Source organism: Martinezella multihospitum (genome assembly GCF_900094585.1).
Lineage (GTDB): Bacteria > Pseudomonadota > Alphaproteobacteria > Rhizobiales > Rhizobiaceae > Rhizobium > Rhizobium multihospitium.
Map to the genome: position 1 here is coordinate 363,560 of NZ_FMAG01000001.1, position 24,675 is coordinate 388,234.

The 24,675-nt window shown below is 58.0% G+C and carries 20 protein-coding genes; 3 read left to right on the top strand and 17 right to left on the bottom strand.

Annotated elements, in window-relative coordinates; genetic code table 11:
• Positions 1–20 precede the first annotated feature (20 nt).
• Genes GA0061103_RS01640 through GA0061103_RS01650 form a run of 3 tightly spaced genes read right to left on the bottom strand, consistent with a single transcriptional unit; the run spans position 21 to position 2,080 of the window.
• Positions 21–749, bottom strand: a complete 729-nt coding sequence (locus GA0061103_RS01640; protein WP_092706470.1) for an amino acid ABC transporter ATP-binding protein — start codon at positions 747–749, stop codon at positions 21–23.
• On the bottom strand, positions 733–1,386 hold the full coding sequence (locus tag GA0061103_RS01645) for an amino acid ABC transporter permease (RefSeq protein WP_092706472.1): 654 nt from the start codon (positions 1,384–1,386) through the stop codon (positions 733–735). Before GA0061103_RS01645 ends, GA0061103_RS01640 begins: the two co-directional genes overlap by 17 nt.
• A gap of 10 nt (positions 1,387–1,396) precedes the next feature.
• Positions 1,397–2,080 carry an amino acid ABC transporter permease gene (locus tag GA0061103_RS01650; protein WP_092706474.1) on the bottom strand — a complete coding sequence of 228 codons (684 nt, stop codon included), beginning with the start codon at positions 2,078–2,080 and terminating at the stop codon, positions 1,397–1,399.
• Positions 2,081–2,234: 154 nt separating this feature from the next.
• Between GA0061103_RS01650 and GA0061103_RS01655 the strand changes: the two genes are divergently transcribed.
• Positions 2,235–3,119, top strand: coding sequence for a GntR family transcriptional regulator (locus GA0061103_RS01655; protein WP_092706476.1), 885 nt, complete (start codon positions 2,235–2,237; stop codon positions 3,117–3,119).
• 94 nt (positions 3,120–3,213) lie between these two features.
• Here the strand turns inward: GA0061103_RS01655 and GA0061103_RS01660 are convergent, their stop codons facing one another.
• Positions 3,214–3,735 carry an invasion associated locus B family protein gene (locus tag GA0061103_RS01660; protein ID WP_092706477.1) on the bottom strand — a complete coding sequence of 174 codons (522 nt, stop codon included), beginning with the start codon at positions 3,733–3,735 and terminating at the stop codon, positions 3,214–3,216.
• 381 nt (positions 3,736–4,116) lie between these two features.
• On the opposite strand from GA0061103_RS01660, the gene GA0061103_RS01665 reads away from it, so the two are divergent.
• The gene (locus GA0061103_RS01665; protein ID WP_092706479.1) at positions 4,117–4,503 is read left to right on the top strand and encodes a hypothetical protein; all 387 of its coding nucleotides are present in this window, start codon (positions 4,117–4,119) and stop codon (positions 4,501–4,503) included.
• A 35-nt stretch (positions 4,504–4,538) separates the two neighbouring features.
• Here GA0061103_RS01665 and GA0061103_RS01670 read toward each other — a convergent pair whose 3' ends face one another.
• From GA0061103_RS01670 to GA0061103_RS01685, 4 genes are read right to left on the bottom strand one after another with little or no spacing between them, the layout of a single operon-like run.
• A complete protein-coding gene (locus tag GA0061103_RS01670) occupies positions 4,539–6,221 on the bottom strand; it encodes a dipeptide ABC transporter ATP-binding protein (protein WP_092706481.1) in 1,683 nt (560 codons plus the stop codon).
• Positions 6,218–7,087 carry an ABC transporter permease gene (locus GA0061103_RS01675; protein ID WP_092706483.1) on the bottom strand — a complete coding sequence of 290 codons (870 nt, stop codon included), beginning with the start codon at positions 7,085–7,087 and terminating at the stop codon, positions 6,218–6,220. Before GA0061103_RS01675 ends, GA0061103_RS01670 begins: the two co-directional genes overlap by 4 nt.
• Positions 7,084–8,034 (bottom strand): ABC transporter permease, encoded by a 951-nt coding sequence (locus GA0061103_RS01680; RefSeq protein WP_092706485.1) that lies wholly within the window; start codon positions 8,032–8,034, stop codon positions 7,084–7,086. The genes GA0061103_RS01675 and GA0061103_RS01680 overlap by 4 nt, the downstream gene beginning before the upstream one ends.
• Positions 8,015–9,646 carry an ABC transporter substrate-binding protein gene (locus GA0061103_RS01685; protein ID WP_245304625.1) on the bottom strand — a complete coding sequence of 544 codons (1,632 nt, stop codon included), beginning with the start codon at positions 9,644–9,646 and terminating at the stop codon, positions 8,015–8,017. The genes GA0061103_RS01680 and GA0061103_RS01685 overlap by 20 nt, the downstream gene beginning before the upstream one ends.
• A gap of 434 nt (positions 9,647–10,080) precedes the next feature.
• Here GA0061103_RS01685 and GA0061103_RS01690 point away from each other — a divergent pair, with 434 nt between their 5' ends.
• Complete coding sequence (locus GA0061103_RS01690) at positions 10,081–10,755, top strand: Crp/Fnr family transcriptional regulator (protein ID WP_092706487.1); 675 nt, start codon at positions 10,081–10,083, stop codon at positions 10,753–10,755.
• A 12-nt stretch (positions 10,756–10,767) separates the two neighbouring features.
• On the opposite strand, the gene GA0061103_RS01695 is transcribed toward GA0061103_RS01690, so the two are convergent.
• The 9 genes from GA0061103_RS01695 to GA0061103_RS01740 form a co-directional block, all read right to left on the bottom strand.
• Positions 10,768–11,397, bottom strand: a complete 630-nt coding sequence (locus GA0061103_RS01695; RefSeq protein ID WP_092706489.1) for a phage tail protein — start codon at positions 11,395–11,397, stop codon at positions 10,768–10,770.
• A gap of 15 nt (positions 11,398–11,412) precedes the next feature.
• Positions 11,413–14,415, bottom strand: coding sequence for a hypothetical protein (locus GA0061103_RS01700; RefSeq protein WP_092706491.1), 3,003 nt, complete (start codon positions 14,413–14,415; stop codon positions 11,413–11,415).
• Positions 14,416–14,426: 11 nt separating this feature from the next.
• Positions 14,427–15,122, bottom strand: a complete 696-nt coding sequence (locus GA0061103_RS01705) for a hypothetical protein (protein ID WP_092706493.1) — start codon at positions 15,120–15,122, stop codon at positions 14,427–14,429.
• 38 nt (positions 15,123–15,160) lie between these two features.
• Positions 15,161–15,661: a hypothetical protein gene (locus GA0061103_RS01710; RefSeq protein WP_141694406.1), complete on the bottom strand. Its 501-nt coding sequence runs from the start codon at positions 15,659–15,661 to the stop codon at positions 15,161–15,163.
• Between the two features lie 86 nt (positions 15,662–15,747).
• Complete coding sequence (locus GA0061103_RS01715) at positions 15,748–16,383, bottom strand: hypothetical protein (RefSeq protein WP_141694407.1); 636 nt, start codon at positions 16,381–16,383, stop codon at positions 15,748–15,750.
• Positions 16,384–16,478: 95 nt separating this feature from the next.
• On the bottom strand, positions 16,479–17,105 hold the full coding sequence (locus GA0061103_RS01720) for a hypothetical protein (RefSeq protein WP_092706499.1): 627 nt from the start codon (positions 17,103–17,105) through the stop codon (positions 16,479–16,481).
• A 58-nt stretch (positions 17,106–17,163) separates the two neighbouring features.
• On the bottom strand, positions 17,164–17,991 hold the full coding sequence (locus GA0061103_RS35290; protein WP_245304626.1) for a helix-turn-helix domain-containing protein: 828 nt from the start codon (positions 17,989–17,991) through the stop codon (positions 17,164–17,166).
• 245 nt (positions 17,992–18,236) lie between these two features.
• A complete protein-coding gene (locus GA0061103_RS01735; RefSeq protein ID WP_167376508.1) occupies positions 18,237–21,242 on the bottom strand; it encodes an AAA family ATPase in 3,006 nt (1,001 codons plus the stop codon).
• Positions 21,243–21,255: 13 nt separating this feature from the next.
• Positions 21,256–24,255: an NAD(P)-binding protein gene (locus GA0061103_RS01740; protein ID WP_092706505.1), complete on the bottom strand. Its 3,000-nt coding sequence runs from the start codon at positions 24,253–24,255 to the stop codon at positions 21,256–21,258.
• Between the last annotated feature and the right edge of the window lie 420 nt (positions 24,256–24,675).

Consider the following 24,675-nt stretch of genomic DNA (forward strand, 5'->3'; position numbering starts at 1 on the left):
GGTTTCGCTGCCCGTGCTGCTCAAAGTCCGTTGCCGACGAAACTGCGCAATTCCTCGGTCTGGGGGGCATCGAGCAGGGCCGCGGGGCCATGCTCCCAGACCCTACCGAGATGCATGTACAGGACGTTGCTCGCCACCTTCCGGGCAAAAGCCATCTCATGGGTGACGAGGATCATCGTCATGCCGCCGCGCGCCAGGTTTTCGATGACCTTCAGCACTTCGCCGGTCAGCTGCGGATCAAGCGCGGATGTGACTTCGTCGAACAGCATGACTTGCGGCTGCATGGCCAATGACCGGGCGATAGCAGCTCGCTGCTGCTGGCCGCCGGACAATTGCTCCGGGTAGAAAGAGGCTTTCTCGGCAAGCCCTACCCGGCCGAGACAGTCGAGCGATATATCCCGGGCTTCGGCCTTGCTCAGCTTCTTGACGCAGGTCAGCGCCAGCGAAGCGTTTTCCAGGACGGTCAGATGCGGGAACAGGTTATAGCTTTGGAAGACGATGCCAACGTCGCGGCGAAGTGCGCGTTTGTCGAGATCCGACGAATGGATCTTGTGCCCGCAAACCTCGATCTCACCGCCCTGAATGGTCTCCAGCGCATCGATGCATCGCAAAGCCGTCGACTTGCCCGAGCCGGACTGTCCGATGATGGCGACCACCTCGCCGGGTTCGACCGAGAAGGAGACACCGTTCAGGACCTGCAGCGCGCCAAAGCTCTTGCGGACATCGGATAGTCTAACGATTGGAGACATTCAATTTCCTTTCCAGCTTCCGGCTGGCGAGCGTGAGCGGGAAGCAGATGGCGAAATAGATTGCGGCGACCACCATGAAGATGCTGAAGGGCTGGAAGGTGGAGTTGTTGATCAGTTTGCCGGCCTGCGCGAGCTCGACAAAACCGATCGCCGAGGCGAGCGACGTGTTCTTTATCACCTGAACGAGGAAGCCGACCGTGGGTGGCGTCGCGATGCGCAGAGACTGGGGAAGAATGACCCGTGTCATGCGCTGCCAGCGCGAGAGGCCAAGACATTCCGCGGCCTCCCATTGCGTTTTGGCGATCGACCGGATCGAACCGCGCCAGATCTCGGCAAGAAAGGCCGAAGTGTAGAGCGTGATCGCGACGCCGGCCGCCAGCAAGGCCGGAAGATTGTTGAACCCGGCAATGCTGAGCCCGAAATAGACGATGAAGAGCAGCACCAGGAGAGGCGTTCCCTGGATCAACTGCACATAGGCCGTCGCGGTCCAGCGAATGATGCGGCTGGGCGAAATCCGCGCCAGGGCGACGACAAAGCCGACCAAACCGCCGCCAACGAAGCCAAGCGCCGACAATGCGAGCGTCCAGACGGCCGCTTCGAGCAGAAAGATGAACTGTGTCAGGCCGAAAGTAGGCATAGGATCCTCCTCACAGGGCCGTGCCGAGCTTGCGCTGGCGCTTGAAAACCACGAAACCTACTCCGAGAAGCGCCCACCGCATGAGGAAGGACAGCGCCAAGTAGAGGGCACCGACGACGATGTAGGTCTCGAAGGACAGGAAGGTGTCGGACTGAATGCGGTTGGCCGCTGCCGTCAGCTCTTCGGCCGAAATCTGCGACGTGATCGACGATGCGAGCATGAGCAGCACGAACTGGCTGACGAGCGCTGGATAGACCCGTTCGACCGCCGGCTGAAGAATGACATGCCAGTAGGTTTGCGCAGGCGAAAGCCCAAGACATTCGGCCGCCTCGATCTGAGCCTTCGGGACCGCTTCAATGCCGGCACGCATGATCTCGCAGACATAGGCGCCGATGTTGACGACGAGCGCGATGATCGCAGCGACATTGGCCGGAATGCGCAAGCCAAGCGTGGCGATGCCGAAATAGATGATGAACAGCTGCACCAGCAGCGGTGTATTGCGAATGACGTCGACATAGGCGCCAACGACTGTCTTCAGCATCGCCGAGCCGCTGGTCCGTGCGATCGCACAGAACGTGCCCAGCACGAACCCCGCAATGGTTGCGGCCACCGAAAGCTGGATGGTCAGCCAGACGCCTTCCGCAAACTGATCCCAATAGGGAAGCAGGCCCTCGAAATCAAAAGTGTAGCTCATGCGACGCCATCTTCCCGGCGGCGCCAATGAGCAACGAGATGTGCTGGTCTCATTCCCGAGCTATCCTCCCTAGCCTGGGGTGGAATCTACACGGTTGAGGCGATCGATTTAAAGTGGTATTTTTTGTTTAAAAAACCAATGAGATCGGGCCGGCATGCGTTCTGAAAACCTCTTCAAACGGCAGTTCAACGAGTTCCTGCGCCACGTGCAATCGGTCGGTCACGGCCGCTCTCTTGGCTCGGAACGCGAGATCGGCCGAACCCTCGGCACCAGCAGGACGACGGTCCGCAAGTGCCTGGCGGCTGCGACGGAGAGCGGCCTTCTTTCCAGGGACAGGATAGTGCTGCGGCAGGCAGAACCATCCGAGCTCTATCCCGAAGCAGAGACCATCTCGCCGACATTGACGGTCGAACGCGCCTTCCTGACATGGATACTCCAATCCGACAGCGGTCCGGGTCAGGCAATCAATGCGCTTCAGCTCGCGCGGCAATTCAGCGTGTCCACGACGACGATCCGCGAGTTTCTGCAGAGCTTCCGGCATTTTGGCCTGCTGGAGCGCGAAGCCGGTGGCAAATGGGTCTTCCGCGGCATGACGCTGGAATTCGCCAACGAGCTTTCCGATATCCGCGAAATTTTCGAAATGCGGTCCGTCATGCGCTTTGCGGAACTCGACGACGGCGACCCGAGCTGGAACGAGCTGCGCAGACTGCGGACCGAGCATCTTGAGCTGCTGGAGACGATCGAGACCGATTATCACCGGTTCTCGCTTCTCGACGAGCAATTGCACCGCTTAATCAACAGCGCTTCCAGCAACCGCTTCGTCACCGAATTCTACCACGTCATCTCGCTGATTTTCTTCTACCATTATCAATGGAACAAGAAGGACGAGCGCATCCGCAATGAAGCGGCCGTGTACCAGCATCTGGCTTACATCGATGCGATTCTCTCAAGAGACCAGAGGAAAATTAGCCAGACCTGCACGGCGCATCTGAGCGAGGCACGCCGGACATTGCTCGCAAGCATTACCCGGGAAACTTGACATCGGAATTCGAGCATGTCGCCGGAGCGACGGAAATGCGTGCGGTTGGCGGCACGGCCAATCCCATGGGCAACCCCGCCCGAATTCCGACCTGCTACTGAAGGGTCAAGCCCGATCCGATGTCGGCTCTTGCGGCGTAAGGATCGACAATGGAGAGCGCCCGGCTGAGAGCCTCGGCAAACCCATTGAGCGAAATGACGTAGCTCACATCACGACCCGTATCGGTCGCCGCCAGCATCACGCGGAGGCTGCGCCGCCGCCGCAAGCTGGCAATCATGGCTGCATTGAGCTTCAGCTCGACCGGACAGCCGCGCGAAGAAGCCGCACCGAACGGCTGAGCCAGACCCAAAGCAGCTTCGTCGCCCCGCGGCAGCCGACCGCTCCGCAGATACAGCCCCAGCGGCAAGGCCAGCATACCCCTCAGGCTCCCACCCTCGGGAGTGAGTTCGATCGAAAGTACCGGTGTGTTCGTCTGCAGATCATACAGCGTGTAAGAAATCGCATAGTGCGGCCGCGCATGATCGGCAGCTCCCTGATTGACGATGGTAAGCATCCAGTCGCCGTAACGCTCCTGCAGTGTGCCTGAGCCGGCGGCGGTGGTAGTCCGGCCGGCCATCACAATCCTCCGCTCGGTCGATTTGCCAATATGGGCAAGCGCCTATCGGCACGCCTTATGAGCGCGAACAACGCCATCCCATTCATCTCTGCTCCCCGCAACATTATGCGCCCCACCTTATCGTCTCGGCCCTCAAGAATCTGAGTTACTTTGAAACAATAGCGTCAATTTCACACCGGCGCATCATATAATTTATGTAGCGATAAGCATTACACTTTCATAATGTTCAATTAACATAATCGCCATCGGACTTAACAAGGTATTTTTGTAGACTATACACAAAATATATGATTGCCAAATATATCATTTAATTCGTATTATTAATTGTTACTTAAATTTCACTTATATTGAAAACTGCAACTACAGACCAATTAAGTGTGCATGATATTGCAAAAGTCGCTCACCAACGGAGCGAGCAATGCACAGCTCGGATTATCAAATAGGCAGACGATGCAATCTCGCCCTGGAAACGAAGGCCTGGGGGCGAGGCTGGCCGGCGATCATTTGAATGATGGCTCCCAGAAAGGCAGCATCAACAATCCCTCTTGCCGCCTGGTGACGGCAAGATCAGCGGCAGCGGCTTTTCCAGCCAAACGCTGGTCGCCAACGATCCTCGCGGCAACGCCGGCGGCCTCTGCTTCAGTGCGTTCTGGCAGATATTATGAACCCAATGTCGAGCAGTTTGACGGCGTGATGCTTCTCAAGGATAGCGCACCGACAGCAGTTAGGCCGAAACCGGCCATTTTTGCCGGCGGCAAGGAGACGTAAAGAATGAGGCCGCCTACATTACGGCCAGATCTTTATTAGCGCGAAAACCTCGGCACGGATGCAATAAGTTCGCGCGTATAGGCATGGCGAGGCCGTCCGAAGACCTCTTCGACAGATCCAGCCTCGACGATCGCTCCCTGCTTCATGACGACGATCCGGTGGCTGATATGCTGGATCACCCCCAGATCATGCGAAATGAACATCATCGACAGGCCGAGCCTTGCCTGCAGATCGACCAATAGATCCAGAACCTGGGCTTGCGTCGTGACGTCGAGTGCCGAAACGGGCTCGTCGCAAATCAAAAGCTTCGGCGCAGCCGCAAGAGCCTGGGCGATCGATACGCGCTGGCGCTGGCCACCGGAAAGTGCGGTCGGCCGCCGGGCGAGCAAATCCGGCGGCAACCCGACCAGATCCAGCAGACCGATGATCTTCTCGCGGCGCTCCGATCTGCCGAGACCGCCATGAAGTAGCAGCGGTTGCTCGATGATGCGCTCGACGGTGAAGCGCGGATTGAAGGAGCTCAGCGGGTCCTGGCTGATCGTCTGTATTCCGGCTCGGAGGGGGCGGCGCATGCGTTCGGAAAGTGCGCTCCACGGTCGTCCCTCATACAGCACCTCCCCCGCATCCGGCTGCTGCAGCGCAAGCGCAATCTTGCCGAGCGTGGTCTTGCCCGAGCCGGATTCACCGACCACGCCCAGCGTTTCGCCGCTGCCGATATGAAGCGATACATCGCTGACGGCGCGCAAAAGACTGCCATCCGTGTGCCTGAAGCTCATCGATACGTTGCGTATTTCCAGCAAACGCTCACCCGAGCGAACGGGCTCCCGCAGCGGCAAGGGCGTATCCGCTGCGCTGAGGCGGCGACCGCGATTGGCCGCTGTCGGCACGGCTGCCAGGAGCTGCCGGGTGTAGTCGTGCTGTGGATCTGACAGAACGCTGCGCGCCGGGCCTATTTCCACCAGCTGGCCCTTTTGCATCACGGCGACCCGATCGGCGAGCTGGGCTGCAACGGAGAGATCATGCGTGATCAGGAGGATGCCATGGCCGGCAGCGGCCAGTTCCTTGAAGATGGCGAGCACTCTTTTCTGGACGCTGACATCCAGCGCCGTCGTCGGTTCATCGGCGACGAGCAAGCGCGGCTGGCCGGCAAGGGCGGAGGCAATCAATGCCCTTTGCCGCAATCCGCCGGACAATTGATGCGCATACTGCCCCATCCGCAAATCCGGCTCGGGAACGCCGACGCGTTCCAGCAATTCAACGACATGTTGCGATACGAGCGAGCGTGGTGCCAGTCGATGCGTGAGGATGGGTTCGGCGATTTCGCGACCGACGGTCCTCAAGGGATCGAGCGATACGAGCGCATCCTGGAGAATGAAACCGATTTCGCGACCACGCACATGGCGCCAGGCTTTTTCCGGCAGATCGAGGAGGTTTAGCGGCCGGCCGTCATGCGCGGTCAGTTCCATCCGGTCGGCTTTTACCACGGAGTGCGATCCGGCGAGACCGACAATCGCCCGGGCCGTTACCGATTTTCCGGAGCCGGATTCGCCAACCAATGCGAAGATCTCGCCGGGCGCGATCTGCAGCGACAGGTCGCGAACCGCGTTCACGCGGCCTTGCGGGGTCTGAAAGGCCACATTCAACCCTTTGATCGCAAGCAGCTGGGACGGCTCGGAAGCGGCGGTCCGAAAGTCTCGCAGGCCGGACTGAATATTCATCGCAGATCTCCCGTTGCGAGAAGGGTCTGCAATCGACGGCCCAGGAGCGTGATCGAAATGACCGAAAGCGCGACCACCGTTGCCGGCAACAGGCTGGTCCAGGGCGCAATGTCGAGAAAATTGCGACCGTTGGCGAGGAGCGCGCCCCATTCAGCCACGGGGGGCACGACGCCCAGGCCGAGGAAGCTCAAGGCCGAAGCGGACAGTACCGAACTCCCTACGCCAACCGTCGCGAGGATGAGGAGCGGCCGGATGGCGTTGGGCACGATATGCCGGCTGATGATCGTCCACGGATGCTCGCCGAGTGCCACGGCATGTTCGACATAGCCCGACAGCTTGATGTGAAGCACCTGCGAGCGGATCAGCCGGGCATAGCCGGCGATGCTGGCAAGCCCGACCGCCAAGAGCGTATTGGCAGGCCCGCGCCCAAGCACCGCGATCACCAGCAGAGCAAGCAGCATTTCCGGAAAGGCAAGCAGGATATCGATGATGCGCAAGAGAAGCCGGCCGATCGGCCTTGGAGCCAGTGCAGCCGTCGTGCCCAACATGATACCGCCGAGACTGGCAATCAGGGTCGCGCCGATGCCGATGGTCAGGGATTGCGAGGTTCCGTAAACCACACGCGAAAACAGATCCCTGCCCAGTTCGTCCGTTCCAAACCAGTGTTGCCCATCAGGCGGCAACAGGATCGCACTGGGATCGACGGCCTCGGGATCGAGAGCAGAAAGCCATTGTGGCGCCCATACCGCAACACAAAGAACGACCACGAAGGCGAAGGGGACAAGCAGTCCGAAAGACAGCCAGACAGGGCGTCTGCGCGCAACGCGGCGTTCCCGCCCGCTCTCAGCCAAAACGACATCGCTCAAAGGCCTGTCCTCCTTAGACGTGGATCGATCAAAAGGTAGAAAGCATCGACCAGCAGATTGACGATGACGAAGACAAGGGCAGACAGCATCACCAGACCGAGGATCAACGGCATGTCGCGGGTCTTGATCGCCTGAAGAGTGATCTGCCCTATTCCCGAACGGCCGAACACCGTCTCGGTCAGGATCGAGCCGCCAAGGGTACTGGCGAGCAATGTGCCGGTAAGGGTCGAGGCCGCCAGTGCGGCGTGCCGCAGGCCATGTCTGACACGCAAGACCGTCTCGCCGACGCCGCGCGTCCGGACCGTCAGCGAGAACGGCTGGGCCAGCGCCTCTTCCAGACCATCGCGCAATACTTGACTCAAGAGTGCGGCGAGCGGCAGGCTCAAGGCAATCGCAGGCAGCACAAGCGCCGATGGTCCATCATTGCCTGTGACCGGAAACCATTCGAGATTGAAGCTGAAGACCGACAATAAGACAATGCCGATCCAATAAACGGGCGTGCTCAGAAGGATCAATTCTATTCCCGAGGACAGCAGCGTCAGGCTTCTACGACGACCGGCCGTCGCGAGAGCCACGCTGATCGCCAGAAGAAGAGCAAGCATGATCGCGCTTCCGGCAAGCTGCAATGTCGGCCCCGCCGCCTCGTAGATCACCTGCGAAACGGGCTGCCTATATTGATAGCTTTCTCCAAAATCACCGCTCAGAGCCTTGCCGATGTAATCAGCATATTGCAGCACCAGTGGCTGATCGAGGCCATATTGATGCACCAATGCGGCCCGTTCGGCCTCGTCGACTACGTTTTCTCCGCCAGTCAATATCGCGACTGGATCGCCGGGAATAAGCTTCACGGCAATAAAGGCAATCGTTGCCGCACCCCAGAGCACGGCAACGATTACCCCGATCCGCCGCACAGCGGTCTGGAAGAGCTTAGCGATCCAGCCAGGCATCGTAGAAATTCGGCTTCGCATTGGTGGCCCAGGAAATGCCGTGCAGATCCTTCGAGGCGCCAAGCTGGTAGGCGGCAACGAAAAGCGGCACGGCATAGGCCTGATCGATCACTTCCTTCTGTATCTCGGCATAGAGCTTCTTGCGCTCGGCATCCGATGCTCCGACTGCCTTGGTCAGCTTTTCGTCGAGGCTCTTGACCCGAGATGCATTCTGGCCGCTGGGCGGAATGTAGGCGGAGTGAAATACCGTTCGCAGGATGTCCGGCTCGGCGCGCACGTAAAAGAAGGACACGAGATCGTAGTCATTGGCATTGGTGCGGGCCGTCCAGCCGCCGGCATCGACCGGATCGAGCTGCAAATCGAAGCCCGCCTGCCGAACCTGATATTGAACCGCCTGTGCCAGCGTCACTTCCGTCGCGGCAAGCGAGGTACTGTCATAGACATAATGCAGGGTCAGCCGGTTTCCGTCCTTCTTGCGGACACCGTCCGCGTCCTTCTGCGACCAGCCCGCCTCGTCGAGCAGACGGTTGGCTTTGCCAAGATCAAAGCCCCATGACCGGGGAATGTCCTTGTCATAATAGAGTGTCGACGGACCGAGGATGTTGTCGGCCGGCTTCAATGTTCCGAAAAAGGCGGCCTTAACCGCGGCCGGCCCATTGACCGCGCTCTGGAAAGCCTGGCGCACTTTCACGTCCTGAAACGGACCCTTCGAGGTGTTCAGGAAATAGGCACTGTTGACGCCTGGGTTTTCCCGCGTCACCACCTGCAGCTTGCCGTTACCCTGAACGGAACGATAGTTTGCCGGCGGCACAGCGTCGATCGCCTGCAGCTGACCGCTTGCCAGCGCACCGAGGCGCACGGAAGCCTCCGGCAGATATTTGAAGACGATCTGATCGAAATGGGCCGCCCCTTTATGCGCGGCATAGCCAGGACCCCAATTGTAGTCTGCGCGACGGCTCAGCTTGCTGCCGCTGCCCTTGGTAAAATTGTCGAGCACGTAAGGACCCGATCCGATGACCGTATTCGTCGTGCTCTGCGTCTTCTGAAGATAGGCCGATGACTGGATACCCAGATAGGGGAGGCTCAACCCTTGCAGCAAGGGCGCGAAGGACTGGCGATAGCGGATCACGACCGTACGGCTATCCGGCGCTTCGATCTTGTCGATCGGTCCGAGCAGCGATTTGGCATAGCTCGATGTCGTCTTCGGATCGAGAATGCGATCAAAATTGTATTTGACTGCGGCTGCATCGAGCGGGGTACCATCGCTGAATGTCACGCCCTGACGCAGATGGAATGTGTAGACGGTATTGTCGCCGCTGATGTCCCAGCTTTCTGCAAGCCACGGCGTGAACTTGTTGTCTTCGGCCTGCCCCACAAGCGAGTCGACGATATTGCGGGTAATCAATGCCGTGACAGAACTACCCGTGATCGATGGGTCGATGATGGAAGCATCCGTTGCCAATCCAACATTGAGAGTGCCCCCATCGACCGGCTTTGTCGTATCGGATGCAGCGTTTGCGGCCGTGCCTATCATCGTCAGAAAAGAAAATGCCAGGGCAATGCCGATCTTGCTTCGCCCGATAGTCTTCGCGCTTGAATGCCTTTTTCTCATATCCCGTCCCTATTTTGGCCGCCGCGGCATCAATCATGCGGCCAATTGGCCACTCGACATCGCGCAGACTGAACGGCATGATAATTGTCTATAAAAACACTAGACTAAAGGCATTGTGGTGCGTTTATGCAAAGACAGGCGGAAATCCGTTTCAATCTCGCCCAGGCCAGCCGGCGCGGAATGGCGGTGACAAGACAGCTCTCTGCATTGAATTCAGCGGCCCTCTAAGTCAGATCTGATAGCCGGATCGTGTTTCAAACGCGGCTGTTTTTTCTGGCTTGCAGTGTTGAAATTGGCTGCAAGGTGCCTTTTGCTGGTAAGGCGCTCTGGTGATGCAAGTTTTATCGTGACTAAGCAGGATCGATATTGCAAGCAGGTTGTTCGATTGGTATTTCTCTTGAAATTCAATTATTTGGATAAGCACGGAACGACAAGTGGCCGATATTGGTCAATTACTCAGCTGCCCCCTTTTTGCCGATGTGGCACTCGAAAGTGTCGCGCTCGACGCCCACGATTTTTGGACCAGAGTCTATTCGCCGGGCCAGATCGTGTTCAACCAGGACGATACAAGCGGCGAGGTCTACTTTCTGCGATCCGGATTGCTGTTGGCTCTCTATCTCGATCAGGACGGCCGGGAGCTTATCTTTACCCGGCTCAATACCCATGACTATTTTGGAGAAATCTCTGCCATTGACGGCGGCAAGCGTTCGCTTTCGGTTTATGCAAAAACCGCCTCTTGCCTGATCGTCGTAAAACGACAGGCGTTTCTGAAATTGTTGGAGACGATACCGTTGGTGCGGCAGCGGGTCATGATCGATATGGCCGAACGTATCCGCAGATTGACTAGGCACAGTTATCAGTTGACCAGTCAAAGCGTGGACAAGCGTCTGAAAGCCTATGTGGCGCGCATGGCGCTGGAAAGCGGCATGTTCAAGCCGAATGGACAGCTAGCGAAGTTTCCGACCCATGCCGAGATCGCCGGCTCCATCGGCGCCAGTCGCGAAGAAGTCAGCCGCTCCATCTCCGCCTTGAAGCGCGCGGGGATTCTGGAAGCCGGCCGACAGAAGCTGACGATCCTCCAGCCGAACGCGTTGCTGAGTGAAAATTGAGGTTGCCTCATTTTATTTCGTCTTTATCAGCCAGTTGACGGCAATATTGACGGCGCGCGTTTCAGTCTTGCTGACGCGCACCTCCTTTTGCGGATAGATATCGCCGGTCTGCGTCAACGGCGAAGTTGTGGCTACTTCGAAATTCACGGGCGGATTTTCCTGCGGCGTCACGAACTGAGCGGTCATGTTCAGCCTATGCATGTGCTCCCGCAGCGCATCCATCTGAGTCGAGCCGACACCTCGTGAATTGACGGCCGGACCTGGGGGCGCGTGACGCTCGTCCTTGTCCAGCGACTTTTCGAGGTCGACGCCGCGCAGAAAATAGCCACGGTAGTCCGGCAGCTTGAATTTGTCGTCTCCATCCGGTCCGTAAAGATCGCCGATCACGCGATAAAGCTCCGGATACTCAGTCTTCAGCAGGCTGGAGCCATCACAGATCATCCATGGCATGTAACGCAGATCCGTCATGGCCGACGTCAAGGTCTGCGTCTGCTGCAGGATCTCACCGGGGAAAATGATGATGGCCCCGACGGGCACGCCATCGTGAACTCCCGGACGCGAATGCGGGAAGAAATGATGGCGAGGCTCCTGCCCAGGAAAATTCCCCGGAAAGACGGGCGGAATAAACGAAGGTGGCAACATCCAGCACTCCTACAATCATGAAAATGGATTATCGTGCGACAATGCGACCATCGCTGTCGGAACGGTGATCGACCAACTGTCATGAGCGATCTTGGATGCCTCGTCCGTCTGCTCCAGCAGAAGATCGACGGCGCTCATATCAGCGGCCATGCAAGGGGTCAGTTCCTCGGCACAAGGCCAGATCTGGCCGGTCCGGAAAGCAAGCAGAACCATCCTTGCGGACTCCGGTCTGACGGATAGCAAGAGATGCGCGCGTTTGGCGCGCAGCAGATCCCGCAAATAGAGACTGGGCGAAAACAGCGAGATCAATGCAGTCTGTCCCTCGCTGAGATATGGGTCTGTTGCAGGGTCCTGGATCAGCTCGACTGCCATTCCGTCCCAGTCGAACGCATGGCGAAGGAACTGAAAATAGCGCGGCTCGAAATTGGTTGATGTCTCCCTGCCTGCGCCATCGGCCGGCGCCGTAAGCGTTGCACGGGCAAACAGCGCGATGGCAGCCTGAACCATCTGCTCCTGGACAATCTGCGTAAGGAGCTTGGGGTTCTCGGCCTCCAGCAGCTTTTTCTGGGCCGCCAACGCCGCGTGATAGTCATCCATGGCGGCCTGATAGGCGGCCTGGATTTTCCGGTAGGTCGCCATTTGCCAATTGGCGAGCGTCGCAGCGCTACGTGAGCATTCGATCTCGATGCTCGTTGCATAATAGCTATCGAATTCCGCAGCTCCCTCCGCCGGAGATGTATCCGGTGCCGGCGCATCGCCCTCCCCTGCCCTGATCTCGCTGGTTAGAGGTACGCCGGCAGACGACGGCGTCTTTGGCGACGGACTGCACAGGATCGATGCCCGCAGCCGATCGGCATATTGCGCGGAAGCGCCCGTCAGATCCCCTGTGAACGTCGTGATCGTGCCGTCCTGCTTCGCAGTCAGGATCACGCCGCTGATCGTCGCCTGCGCCGTCGGATTGGCGATGAAACTGCTGACGCTGACCGTTGCCGTGGACGGCGTGTAGCCTTCCGGCACCTCCAGCTCGGCATCCGACAGCGGATTTCGGGATTTGAACCCGCTGCTGATGATGCGAAAGGCTGGCGGCGGCGGTCCATCCGGAGCTATGCCATAGGCCGCGAAGGCATCGAGATAATAAACCGATGTCGAGCCCGATTTGGACGGCTCCGGCGAGAGGCTGGCATAGGAGGTTATGCCCATGCTCGCGGGAGACGGTGGCGCTACGAGCCTCAGGTCATGGTATCGGGCAATCGCCTCCGCCAGATACGCGCCGGGATTGTCGATGAACATCTCGAAGACCAATCTGTCCCGGCTGGCTCGGGTTTGAAGATGATAAGCCCGGTTCACCCAGCAGAATACCACCTGAAGATTGCCGTCGCTGCCCGAGTTCGACAAGGTCCGCGTCTGGGTGGTTTCCAGCTCTTCAAACACCCGGCTGCTGCGGCGTAACACCGATTCACGGCGCAGAGCCTTGACCGAGCGATCGATGATATCGCGGGCAAATTTCGAAATGTCCTGCAGATAACCGCCAGCGGGTTGCTCCTGTACCCACCAATTGCCGGTGACCTTCATGGAATTGGTGGTCGGTTGCCCGTAGTCGGTTTCGTAATTGTTGATCGTTGTGGTCGAAACACGGTCCGATAATGTCTTCTGCACCTGATTGATCAGATCGGCGGTCGTCGTATCCCGTCCGAAATTGCTGGTGCTGTCGCTCGATGTCTCATCGTCTTCGACGGTTTCCGTACGTCGCAGATTGCGGCGTATCTCCTGACGCGTTTCTCCCGAAATCACGGTTTCGATGCGCTCTATATCTCCGAGCGCATAACGCCCGGGCTTATAATGCACGGTGCGGATGGCGCCGACGGCATAGAGCTGGATGGCCGGAGGATCGGCGGGGGTTGGCGGCGGATCGACAGGAAAAATATCGGCGGGCAGGATCATCACCGCATTGAGCGCGCACGAAAGCGCCGCATCGGATGGTCTCGGCGCGGGATCGTCGTCGAGTTTCGGATGCGAGGCATGGAAAGCCAGCACCCAGTTGATGAGATGCGTGACCTGCAGCAGCCGGATCAGATCGGAAAACCAGCTATGGTCATAGCCGAGCGTGATCATCAGCGCGATTGCCGAGTTCCAGATATCGGTCAGCGCCGTCTGGGCGTCCGTCGACTGCAGCTCTTTGGCCAGATCGTCCCAGCTTTCGAACTGCTCCTCGACCCAGCTGTCGAGAGCGGCATAGGTGCAGTCCTTTCTTAGATGCTGCGGAAAATGCCGAAAGCTCTGGTAAGGCGGGGCAAGCGGCCGCATCGGCGTAACGAAGGGCTCGCTTGGCCCGCCGCCCGTCTCCGGCGATATCGTATCATCGATGAAGGTTACGGCCGCTTCGCACTTGGTTGCGGGATCAGCGCCCTTTAGTTTCGTATAGAATGCGCTGGCAGCGGCGGACGCAGGCACTGTCATGAACCGCTGCCCGACGCGATCAGCCGCCAGTTTCGGCCATGGCTTGATGTAGACGAAAGGGAAGAGCTCGCCCGCTTCCAGATGCGCATCGGCGATCGCCATGCCTTCCGCGGGATCCGGGATCGGCAGCGGCCCAGGCACCGGCGGATCGTCATCTGGCGGTGGAACGGGCGGTGTCGGCGGAACCGGGCGCGTATTGCCGAAGCAGATCATGAAGCCGATATAGTTCCAATAATCGACATCATCTGTCTCCTCCATTTCGATCCTGCCAAGGATCTGCTGCGAATATTGCACGTCGAGCCCGGTGCGCCAGCGAAGCCAGCCGTGAACCTTGCGGCCGCCGGCAAACGCCACGCGGAACGGAGTATCGTGATCGAAGCGCAGGCCTTCGATCACATTTGTTTCAAGCGGCAGCACCGCCCGGAAAATCTCGGCAGCGACGTTTTGCACAGAGTGGCGACCCGCATCCTCATAGGAAATGCGGAAACGGATCACGATTTCTTCGTTCCGGTTGTTATGCGGGATGTCGCGCCATTCCTGAATCTCGGTGTGGCCGGTCATGTCCGCATCCCTCAACCATCAATGGTCTCAAGAGCTTTGATGATCTCGGCAAACCAGTTGGTGTCCGAATCTCCGGAAAGATCCTGGATCCATTGGTTATTGTTAAAGCCGTCCTGCCTGATCTCGTGGATTGCTGGCTGCGCCAGGACCAACTCATCGTCCATCGGAGCCATCGGAAACCTCTGCGCGATCTGTGAGTATCTTCGAATTTGCCCGTTGACGATTTGCGCTACCGCCTGATCGCGTTGCCCAAAACATTCTGCAATATAGTCGCGGACGACTTCGAGCTGGTTGTCGGGCACCTTGACATACATTGCGGCATAGCCAGCTATTTCCGGTTGCGCCTGAATGTTAACCGGCCACCGTTTCAGAAATACCTCCGCATCGATGACCTCATCATCGTCGTCGTCGCTAGCGATCTCGTCACCATTGATAAAGCTGATCAGTCGTCCGCACTCCTCGGTAAATTCCCTTTCGCAGTTCTGGTAGACCTCATTATCGTCATCCCAGTCATCGCCTTCGAATCCCCCGCCTGGCAGCGCGAATTTTGTTGCGCCGTGCAGGTCGAACGGCGTGCCTCGCTGGTAAACTCTCCCTCCCCTGGTGTGAAAGAAGTTTGCTTTTGCTCTCTTTTGGAATTCTATGAAGCGGACGCTATTTTGCGTACGGGAAAATATGATCGTGTAGACGAAATAACTGCTTGGCATTGGACAACCCTTTCTATCATTTTCAGAGGTGGATCGGATCAGGCTGGCTCCGCACGGTACGAGATAAAGGTGAGCGGCGTTGCCCTGGGACCGGGCGTGCCGCCGCGAAGCTGAACCCTCAAGGCATTCAGGCCGCCCAAAGCAAAGGGCGCACCGTTTGTATCTGTGACCCGGCCTTGCAATTGCGTTCGGCAATCGATCTGAAATTTCAGGCGATCGGGCATGAGCAACGCCCACGAACCGACTTGCCCGAGCGGCAATTCGGCCATCGGGCGATTGTCCCGGCAAATGCAAAGCGACAAGTCGGGCCGCGGCGTGCTCTGGCTCAGGAGGAGCCCGGACTTGAACTCGCCGCCATGTGGCCCGTCTATCCGGGTCCCGGTTTCGGCATTGTCGCGACCTGGCTGGAGCGGGCATTCATTCCCATCGCTGTCGCGGATCAGGAATGTCGGAGCCCAACCTATGCAGAGCGGGTGATGCCACCCATAACGGCATCGCTCAATCGCCGCCCACAATATCGGGATGATGCCGGGCATCATCTCGGAAACATCCCAGAAAATGCCCACGCGGCTGACATGCGGATTGAGAGAGCCATTCTCGTAGGTCAACCAAGTTCGCATGGCGGTTACGACGACGGTTCGTTCGACGTCTCGTCAACGAACTGCGCATCCTCCGGAACATCGAACACGAATATGTAGCCGATGTCGGAAATATCACTGGCTGTGTTGACGTGGAACTGTACGCGCATCATCTTCCCAGAGGTCTGCACGTCGATCTTGACGTTGCCCCTGACATCGAAATCACCGGTATCCGGAACGGGGATCTCCGTCCAATCTGTATTCGAGAATGGATAGTGCCCAATTGTCGAACTGACATTGCTGTTCAGGTCGGTTATTGTCAGCTTGAAGCTATCCGACCCGATATTGGTCATGCCGGTTCTGATGTCCCTTGTAGCGGCATAGGTTGCATCAACCCGGACTCTGTCCCTGCCTGTCCCAGCGTAACCGCCCGAGATCCATGTCTTCGTGACCGTTCCAACTTGCTTCGAGCGGCCCGGATGTTTGGCGCTCGTGCTAGCTGCTGTATTGCCGCTTGCAGTGACGGGAGTCTTGTCTGTCATCGTACCGACATCGATGTCGGCTGAGCCGCCATCATCGGAGGTGGAAGCCGGATCAATCTGATCGTCCCGGCCTTCCGACGTCGGCTCCGAGGTGGATTTTGCCTTTGGAAGTTTCATCTTTATCTTCGTGCTCATGGTCACGGCTCTCCTCTCGTTCGCGAAAGAAAACCGGGATACCCGCTGATTGCTGGCCTGGTATCCCGGATCAATGGTCACCTCGCCGAGATGACGGAGGTTTACTGGTTGATATTTTCCAGGTGGAATTCGAACGGGGACGAGTTTGGGCCGGGGCCGCCGCCGGTCATGACGATATCGGCGCTGGTGATGCCGAAGAGATTGATCTCGGTATTGGCCTGACTGATGATCGCGGAATCGATGACCTGACCTTCGTTGACCTGGCTGACGACGCCGATATAGATACGCGGCTGGAACTGGAAAACCGCCTTTTGGCCGGGAGCCATGTTGGTCTTCGTGGCCAGAAGCTTGCCATCCTTGAAGATGCACGCACTGATGGCGCCCTGCTTGAGCTGATTACGCACTTCGACTTCGTTCGGGGAGGTCGCGCTGTTCTTCGACAGGGACAACACGTCGCCGGAATTGTCGAGGGTCATGTCGAACGCCTGCCCGTCATAGGCCGTCAGCTGTGGTGTATAGTTGCCCCAGCTATCCTTGGCTGAAACCTGGAACTGCAGCGGGAAGTTGAAAGGATGGCGGTCAAGGCGGCCGCAATTCCTGATCACCTTCCAGGCGACTGCGATTTCACCGAACGATTCCGCGACATTCTGCTGGAAAATGAGAATGCTGGAATTGTTCGTGTCTCGGGAAAAATTTACGAAGTTGAGCCTGATGTTCTCGGTTACCATTGTGCACTTGTCCTCTCGTGTTTCGATGAAGCGCCTAGCCCTAGCCGGCAATCAGACACTAGACGGCATCGCTTCGGCTTGCCTTTGAGGCCGTACCTAAATTCTTTGCGCCTGACATTTTCTTGCGAAACTCCATCGGCCCATGGCTGTAGAACCGGCGAAATGCAGTCGAGAAATTGTTGGGATCGCCATAGCCGACAGTCAGCGCGATGTTCAGGATACTCTCGGAACCATCCCGCAGAAGTTGTGCCGCGATCTCGCAGCGGCGCTGACGCAGCCAGGTGATCGGCCCGACGCCGAATGCCTGATTGAAGGCCCTGTTCAACGTGTTGCGATTGGTCCCAAGCGTGACCGCCAACTCATCGACCGTCACCGGGTTGGCGATGTTGGCTTCCAGCGTCCTGCATGCCGCCTGCACCACGGGATCGGTGCTCGACCCAGTGGAGAACGTCGCCTCCGGCATCGCCGTCGATAGCGTGAAAAGCCGCCGTCGGATTTCCTGGGGGCTGAACGGGTATGTGATGTAATCGACGAAACCACAGGCAAACAGCTTTTCGACGTCGGGTAGATCACGGCCGACGATCGCAATGGCGGGCGATGAGGACCGAACATAGCTGAACATGCCGAGTGTCAGATCATCGCTGACGTCGATAAGACTTACGGCGCAGGCATCCGATTTGCCGCTGCCATCGAAAACAATCCGATCAGACTGTTCCAGCATATCGAGGATCTTGCGCAGCTCGCGGCCCTTGCTTTCCGACAAGCCAAGAAGTTGAAAACGGCGCGAAACCGTCAGTTCAATGAGGGAAGCGGCGTGCTCCTGCAGCCAAGGCATGCCAAGGCCAGGCGAAGCCAGGCCAATGTCGCTTGTGACGTGCTCTAACATGGTGATATCCGATGAAGTTTGGATGCCGCGCGGCATCGGTTGACTTCATCAGCAGATCGACATTAGCCGCTCCGCTCTGTGCGGTGCCTCACATAAGGCGGCACAGATACGCTTTTCCGCGATTTTTGATTTGGACGCTTCAATCTGTTCCATCCGGTCGAAGATATATGTCGAGGAGACCTTCGCGTTAGAGAGGACCGCAATGACGAGCCTATGCGCGGATACGAAATTCGGAGGCCGCGGCATCAAACCATTGCTGATATTGCCGCCTGGTCCTCCCGGGCGTCGGCCGGACCGATTTCCCTGGAGAGCATTGTTAGCCGAAGATGGTTCAACTCATCACGCGGCGCGAGATTCGCGATTGCCTTTCTCGCGCGGAGTTCCCATAGCACCGCCGACTGCTTGGATGCCGTTCGAGCGGCCAGGTTGTAGAAACTGAGCGCCTTGTCGACACGGCCTGCCCGCTCATGCACAAAACCGCTCAGTCGCTGCCGCTCCGCCCGCCACACACCTTCCGAAGTGCCGGGCGAGCCTGCAAGCGCTTCCCTGCTGTATTCCAGCGCACGTTGATCGTCGCCGTTCATCGCATAGGCAGCCGCCAATTTTGCTGACCAGTAGGGGATGCCGATGCCCACGCCCATGAGCTTTTGGACTGCAAGCGCCTGTTCCATTCTCGACCGGCTCGAAGGATTGCCCGTGGCTTCGAACTCGGTGACCGCCTGCCACATCCTGCCGGTCGCCGACCAAAATGCGGCACCCTGCCTGTCTGCAAGCGCGATACCCCTTTCCATGCGGGCCAATGCGAGATCGAAATCACCAAGATAGCCCAATGCCACTCCACCCCAGATATCGATGAATGGCAGCATGAGGGGGATGTCGAGCACAGATTGATGCGCGTCTGCCTCAATGACGAGATCGCGTGCTCGCGCAAACTGGCCGGCAATGGCTGCCGAATGCGGCGAGAACGCATGCGCCGTCGCGAATAGATCCATCCCATACTTGGCCGCAAGAGGTGCGTGAAACTCGAATTTATAGTGGGCCTTGATCTTCTCCAGGGTCGCCAGCTGGGCATGAAACTGCCCGGAATAGAACTGAATACCGTTTCTGGTTCCCAATACGGACAGCGTATGCTCCGAGAGCCTTTCTCTTTCCGGCAGACGGCGAAGCACGGCCTCCATTCTAGAAACGGTCATCGCTGCGTCTTTGGTGTGACCGATCAAGACCTGATAGGTAAAGATCCCCCAGAAAATGGAAAGGCTGTCGCCGCCCACCCGATTGATCTTTTCCAGATGCGCCAGGCTTTTCATATAGGTTTCCAGCACTTCCCGGCCGGTAAAACCACGCGTTTGCATCAGGTTTGCAGCCAGGTCGATCAGGAGGTTCGCCTGCCGATGCTCGACGTCAACGCCGTTTCGCTCGGCTCGCACGAGCAGGTCCAGGGCATGACGGAGCTGACTTTCGCCCTCGGCGAAGGCGCCGAGAGCCGTCGTGTATCTGCCGATCCTGTGTCTATACTCCGCAGCAAGGGTATAATCGCCGGCCGCCTCATGATGATAGGCAATTTCCGCCATGGCCTTATCGCCAACATGCGGATTGCCTTGCATATGAACCCAGGCGACCCGCCTATGAAGACTCTCTCGCCGCTTGCGCAGCAAAGTGCTGTAGGCCGCGTCTCGGATCAGATCGTGCCGGAAACTCAAGAAGGAGGCATTCTCGCGTTGGAAAATCTCTGCTTTGCAGAGGCGCTCAATGTCGGCATTCAAATCCTGATGGGAAAGGCCCGAGACCTGACCCAGCATCGCCTCGTCAAAATGGCGCCCAACGACAGAGGCGCATTGAGCGATGCGCCGTGCCGATCCTGTGCTGTCGATCCACGCGACAAGCGCTCCGACCAGCGTTTCAGGAACTGTCTCGCGACCCGATATGCGTCCCTCGTTGAGTTCTCGAAGAAGATGCTCGAGAAAAAGGGGAACGCCTTCGGACTTTCCGACGATCTCATCCGCCAGCACGGAAGTGATACCCTCACCGCCGCAACTGGAAACCGCTTCGTGACATTCGGCGGAACTCAACTCGCCAATGTTCAGCACCAGGCTCTGAAGCTTTACGGGGCTATCGGCAAATTCGGGCCGGCCGCTCGCAAGCCACTGGATGGGGCAATCTTCCAGATCCGTCAGCAATCTCACAATCAGCTGAAGTGTGCTGGGATCCAGCCATTGCAGGTCTTCGATGATGATCTGGATCGGGCCTGCCTTTGCAATCCTGCGAAAAGACGCGCAAAGGGCATCGAACGTCCCCTGGCGAATGGCACCAGGCGCCTCTCTTAGATGCAATCCCATGGCGGTTTCCGGCTGGCAGAGCGCGCGCAGATACTCGGCATCGTCCGTTCCGAGAGAAACGCGATCGTCGAGCTTGAGCCACTCGACGACGGGATAGAGTGCCGTATTGCTTTGCCGCTCCGCCGCCTGCAGCACGATACTCTTCTGTCCGGTGGGGCAATGCAGGCCATGCTCTCGCAATATGCGGCTTTTGCCGATGCCGGGCCGGCCGGAAAGAATGGAAAGCGGGGTGGCTCGACCGGTCTTCAGCACCGTATCCCATGCCAGAGCCAGCTTCGACAATTCCGCGGCTCGCCCAAAAAACGGAAAGCCATCGCCTGCCAATCGTTTCGTATCCTCGAGATCCAGGCGCCAGACAGGCTCCGGCTTGGAAAAGCCCTTGAGAGCGATATCCCCGACGAAATGAGCCTCCGTTTCCCGCCGCAGGAGCCGACGTGTCAGATCGGAGATGTAGACCGATCCCGGCTCGGCCGATGCCTGCAAGCGAGCGGCAAGAACGCCGCTCGCACCGGTAATCTTGGAATTGATGCCGTCGAACTCGGCAACCACGAGCCCGGTCGCGACCCCCACCCGCACGGAAAGCCTGTAATCCATTCCACATATCTCGCCAGCTTTCCTGACGATATGCTTGCCCGCTTGAACTGCGCGATCAGCCGCATCCTGATAGGCGATGGGCACGCCGAAATGAGCGACGATTCCATCGGCCAGATATTCCGCAACGATACCGCCCGACGCCTCGATTTCGTTCTTCGCAAGAGCATAATATCGCTGGAGGAGCTCCCGCAGATCTTCCGGATCGAAACGCAGGGCAAGGCCTGTGTAATCGACAATATCGGCAAAAAGAACGGTGACCTGGCGGCGCTCCGGCAGATCATGGTCCATCGTTGGGTGCGGTATCTCCTCCGGCGACAGCATGGCTCTCACTTCCTCATGTTTGCTGCCAATTGAAGTCGAAATACTTTTGGGCAGCTGCAACCGCTTTGACACGTGCGGAATCGAAGGGATTGCTGAGCGTCCAATCGGTCCAGCAGCGGAAAGCTCCCGGCAGGCCATTTTCTTCGGGTTGTGCCCTGAACGGTGGTGACATGAGCCGCCCTGCGGGCAAGCCGATACCATTGGTCGGGAAAATATCGAGCTGCGTCGCGACGGGCACGGCAAATGCCGAGCCGACCGAAAAATCGAATGCCATCGCCTGCCAGCTGCCATTGCCGCGAGGGGTCAGGATCGGCGTATCCAGCAATGCCCGGACAAGGCCGATATTGCCGAGCTCGACAAGCCGCGAGATCGGCGCGTAATCGAAATACCGCATCGACCAGACCGGCGCATTTTCCTCGGTTGCCGTACTGTATGTCGACCCGACCTGCGTATTCTTCGCCAGCTGCTTGGCAAGGCCGTAGAAGAGTCGGCCGGAGTAGGTGGCGAGGCTATTATCGAGAAACAGGGCAGGCAGAAAACTGAAGACCGTACCGTCGCCGCCGGCGATCTCCACGCAATTGATGGCGACTATATTCTCAAGATAGGTCTTGAAGCCAAGGAATTGCGGCAGGAAGCTCGCGCGCACATTGGTCTGCCTGTTGAACAGGAATGTGACCGGATGCGTGGTTGCAGACGTCACCGATTGTCGCGACAGCACGAGGCCTGGTGGAAGCAATTGCTTCACCTGTTCGACAGGCAGGGCATGAAAGCTGAAGACGCCTTCCATTGAGCCTCGGAGAAAGGCGGGTGTGAGCGGCCAATTCGCATGGGGGGCGGTGATCGAAGACAGCAATGCCGGCACAGGCAGCGCATCCGGCACCAGATCGAACTCTCCGTAGATCGGCTCCGTCGAACCTGTGAATATCCTGGCGGCGGCAAGACCGGAGATTGTTGCGGCTTCGACGCAGCCCGCATTGATGCCACAACGTGTCCAGTCGCCCGCCAGCACGAGATTGGTGAACCCCGATTCATCGGGCGCCAGCCGATAGTAGACAGAACCCGGCACCGAGAGAACATATCGCTCCGAGCCGTAGAAATTCTGTCGAAAATACTGATTGGCGAAGCGTTCCGCCCCGGATTGCCCCTTGAGAGAGACAAGCAGATCTTTGTCAAACTTGCCATCGGCGGTCAGGGTATCCGGCCAGATTGCCGTCAGATAGTCATCGGCCCATTGTTCCGCCTGATCCTGCATCGACGGCGCCGTGTCGTCGGCATCTCTCGAAGGCGAGCAAAAATACGCAATCGATCGGGGAGCCGGACCCGGCCAGGTCTCGCGGATCAGCAGATGGCTCATGTCGGCCCAGGTGTCGAGCGGTTCGGCGAAGCCGGTCATGACCGTCTGCAATGTAGCCGGATCGAAGGGACTATATTGATTGTGGGTCTTCACCAGACCTGGCCAGCCCGTCTCAGACGTCGGCTTGTTGAGCCAGAATTGCACCGCGCAGGTTGCGACCGTCTCTACCTTCTGGAGCATCAGCTTCCAGCAAGGAGATGCGGCGGCCAGTTCGCTCGTCATCGGAGCAAGGGAAGCGAGCGATGCGCCGAGAATGACGTCGTCGAAATCGACTCCCTGATGAAGGCTCTTCGGTGTGCCGACCGCGGCAGTTTTCTCCGATTCAAAATCTATTCCGCTCTCGCGCAACTTCTCGCCATCGACCAGTTGCAGCCAATCCGGCTCCGAAGGCCAGCATGGCAGACCCGCGACGTCGAACAGCGGTTCATAGGAGCCTGATATGATGCGTGCCTGTTCAACGAGGTCGATCCTCGCAACGGTGTCGCGTGATGCCGACAGCGCAAGATTGGTGACGGCGTTGAAGAAGCAGAACTTCACACCGCGCTGTTTGAGCACTTGATAGTATGGCCCAAATATGGTGTCGCCCATGCCGGCCTGCATCTTGAAGAACAGGGCCTGCTTGTAGGTGAAGGCCAGGCGCAGGAGCCCGCGCATCGCGGTGCCTGCACCGACACCGCGGTCCGTGCATATGCCGCCCGGATAGCCGAAGACGTAGTCGTAGCAGCTGCGGAATACCGACGATGCCACGGCTTGCTCGGATGCGTCATGCTTCAGAAGCCATGCGGAGCATTCCATGCCGTCGATGGAATCGAAGCCACGCATGAATACCTGATCTGCGACCATGCCCATCGCAAAGGCTGTCCCGAGGTCCAGCATGAAATAGACCCGGCGTGCAGTATCATCATTGATCCACTCTCCCGGCTTGATACCTTCGAGCCAGATCCGGATGCCATCGAGAATCTCCTTCAGCTCATTGCCATTCTGCGCGGTATGCAGGCGAGCATCGTTGGGCATCGTCTGAGCATAGGCCACGAGCTGATGAACCGGCGTCTGGTAGCCGCCGACACCCGTCACCTGGCGCGGCAGCGGCAAGGCATCTCCGACTTTGTCAATCTGGCCGGCCAGAAATTCGGCGACCATCTTGAAATAATCGAAGGGCTGCGGCAGCACTCCGCCCGAGCCGGGAACCAGATTGTTGGCCGGAAACTCGATATACCAGGGCCGCCATTCTTCCCTTGGGTTTCCGACCCCCTCCTCGCTGAGAATGAATGTATTAAGCGGCTTGAGCGCCTTCTCCACGGTGCCGAGCGGATCCTCCGGAGATCTCAGCTTCAAAGCAACAAGTTCATCATAACATGAGCGGATCAGACGAAAGGCATTGTCATAAAATCCGGCCCAAATGTGCAGGCCATGCTCTTCGATCCGATTGGCTATTTCGCGATTGCGTCCGCTGGCGCATTTGCCGCCGAGCCGCCATCCACGCTGGTAGACGGTTATATCGTATTTTTCCTGCCATCCCGGTTGTTCCGTCAGCGCATAGGCAGCAGTGATGGAGGCCACGCCGCCTCCGATGATGGCAATCTTTCTTCTTCCCTGCGGCACCATGAATTCAAGCTCCCCTTCAACGCTTATGCGTGGTTTGAACAACTGTGACTGCATCCCTTCTCAGAACGAAGACATCGGCAAGCGAAGGGTTAATGGTGATTTGATTGGCGGAACCACACCCAATTCGTGGTTCGTTCATCGGCAATAAAATAGGCAGGCATATTACCGGATGGCTCGAAGGGCTCTGCCAGGACCAATGCCAGCGTCCATTTATGAGAGGCGCCCTTCGCCCGTGACACGTCTTCTTTTCCTAATTTGAGATAATACAACTTTAGATTGCCGTTACCTTGGCATGGTATGCGATAAACTTGATATTCACATTATCTGCGCACGCATTAGGCTATATGCGGCGCGGGATTGCTAGAAAAATTCGCGAGTATTTATGCTCATATCTGTAAATTTCGATAGATATAAAAGTGAAAGGACAAAGATCGGGGACGCACTTACGCTATGGGGACTAGGATTGTCCGATCC

Bases quoted from the DNA above. Each gene is read 5' to 3' on its own strand.
- GA0061103_RS01640 (WP_092706470.1), bottom strand. From the start codon at position 749: ATGTCTCCAATCGTTAGACTATCCGATGTCCGCAAGAGCTTTGGCGCG.
- GA0061103_RS01645 (WP_092706472.1), bottom strand. From the start codon at position 1,386: ATGCCTACTTTCGGCCTGACACAGTTCATCTTTCTGCTCGAAGCGGCC.
- GA0061103_RS01650 (WP_092706474.1), bottom strand. From the start codon at position 2,080: ATGAGCTACACTTTTGATTTCGAGGGCCTGCTTCCCTATTGGGATCAG.
- GA0061103_RS01655 (WP_092706476.1), top strand. From the start codon at position 2,235: ATGCGTTCTGAAAACCTCTTCAAACGGCAGTTCAACGAGTTCCTGCGC.
- GA0061103_RS01660 (WP_092706477.1), bottom strand. From the start codon at position 3,735: ATGGCCGGCCGGACTACCACCGCCGCCGGCTCAGGCACACTGCAGGAG.
- GA0061103_RS01665 (WP_092706479.1), top strand. From the start codon at position 4,117: ATGATATTGCAAAAGTCGCTCACCAACGGAGCGAGCAATGCACAGCTC.
- GA0061103_RS01670 (WP_092706481.1), bottom strand. From the start codon at position 6,221: ATGAATATTCAGTCCGGCCTGCGAGACTTTCGGACCGCCGCTTCCGAG.
- GA0061103_RS01680 (WP_092706485.1), bottom strand. From the start codon at position 8,034: ATGCCTGGCTGGATCGCTAAGCTCTTCCAGACCGCTGTGCGGCGGATC.
- GA0061103_RS01685 (WP_245304625.1), bottom strand. From the start codon at position 9,646: ATGAGAAAAAGGCATTCAAGCGCGAAGACTATCGGGCGAAGCAAGATC.
- GA0061103_RS01695 (WP_092706489.1), bottom strand. From the start codon at position 11,397: ATGTTGCCACCTTCGTTTATTCCGCCCGTCTTTCCGGGGAATTTTCCT.
- GA0061103_RS01700 (WP_092706491.1), bottom strand. From the start codon at position 14,415: ATGACCGGCCACACCGAGATTCAGGAATGGCGCGACATCCCGCATAAC.
- GA0061103_RS01705 (WP_092706493.1), bottom strand. From the start codon at position 15,122: ATGCCAAGCAGTTATTTCGTCTACACGATCATATTTTCCCGTACGCAA.
- GA0061103_RS01710 (WP_141694406.1), bottom strand. From the start codon at position 15,661: ATGATGCCCGGCATCATCCCGATATTGTGGGCGGCGATTGAGCGATGC.
- GA0061103_RS01720 (WP_092706499.1), bottom strand. From the start codon at position 17,105: ATGGTAACCGAGAACATCAGGCTCAACTTCGTAAATTTTTCCCGAGAC.
- GA0061103_RS35290 (WP_245304626.1), bottom strand. From the start codon at position 17,991: ATGTTAGAGCACGTCACAAGCGACATTGGCCTGGCTTCGCCTGGCCTT.
- GA0061103_RS01735 (WP_167376508.1), bottom strand. From the start codon at position 21,242: ATGCTGTCGCCGGAGGAGATACCGCACCCAACGATGGACCATGATCTG.
- GA0061103_RS01740 (WP_092706505.1), bottom strand. From the start codon at position 24,255: ATGCAGTCACAGTTGTTCAAACCACGCATAAGCGTTGAAGGGGAGCTT.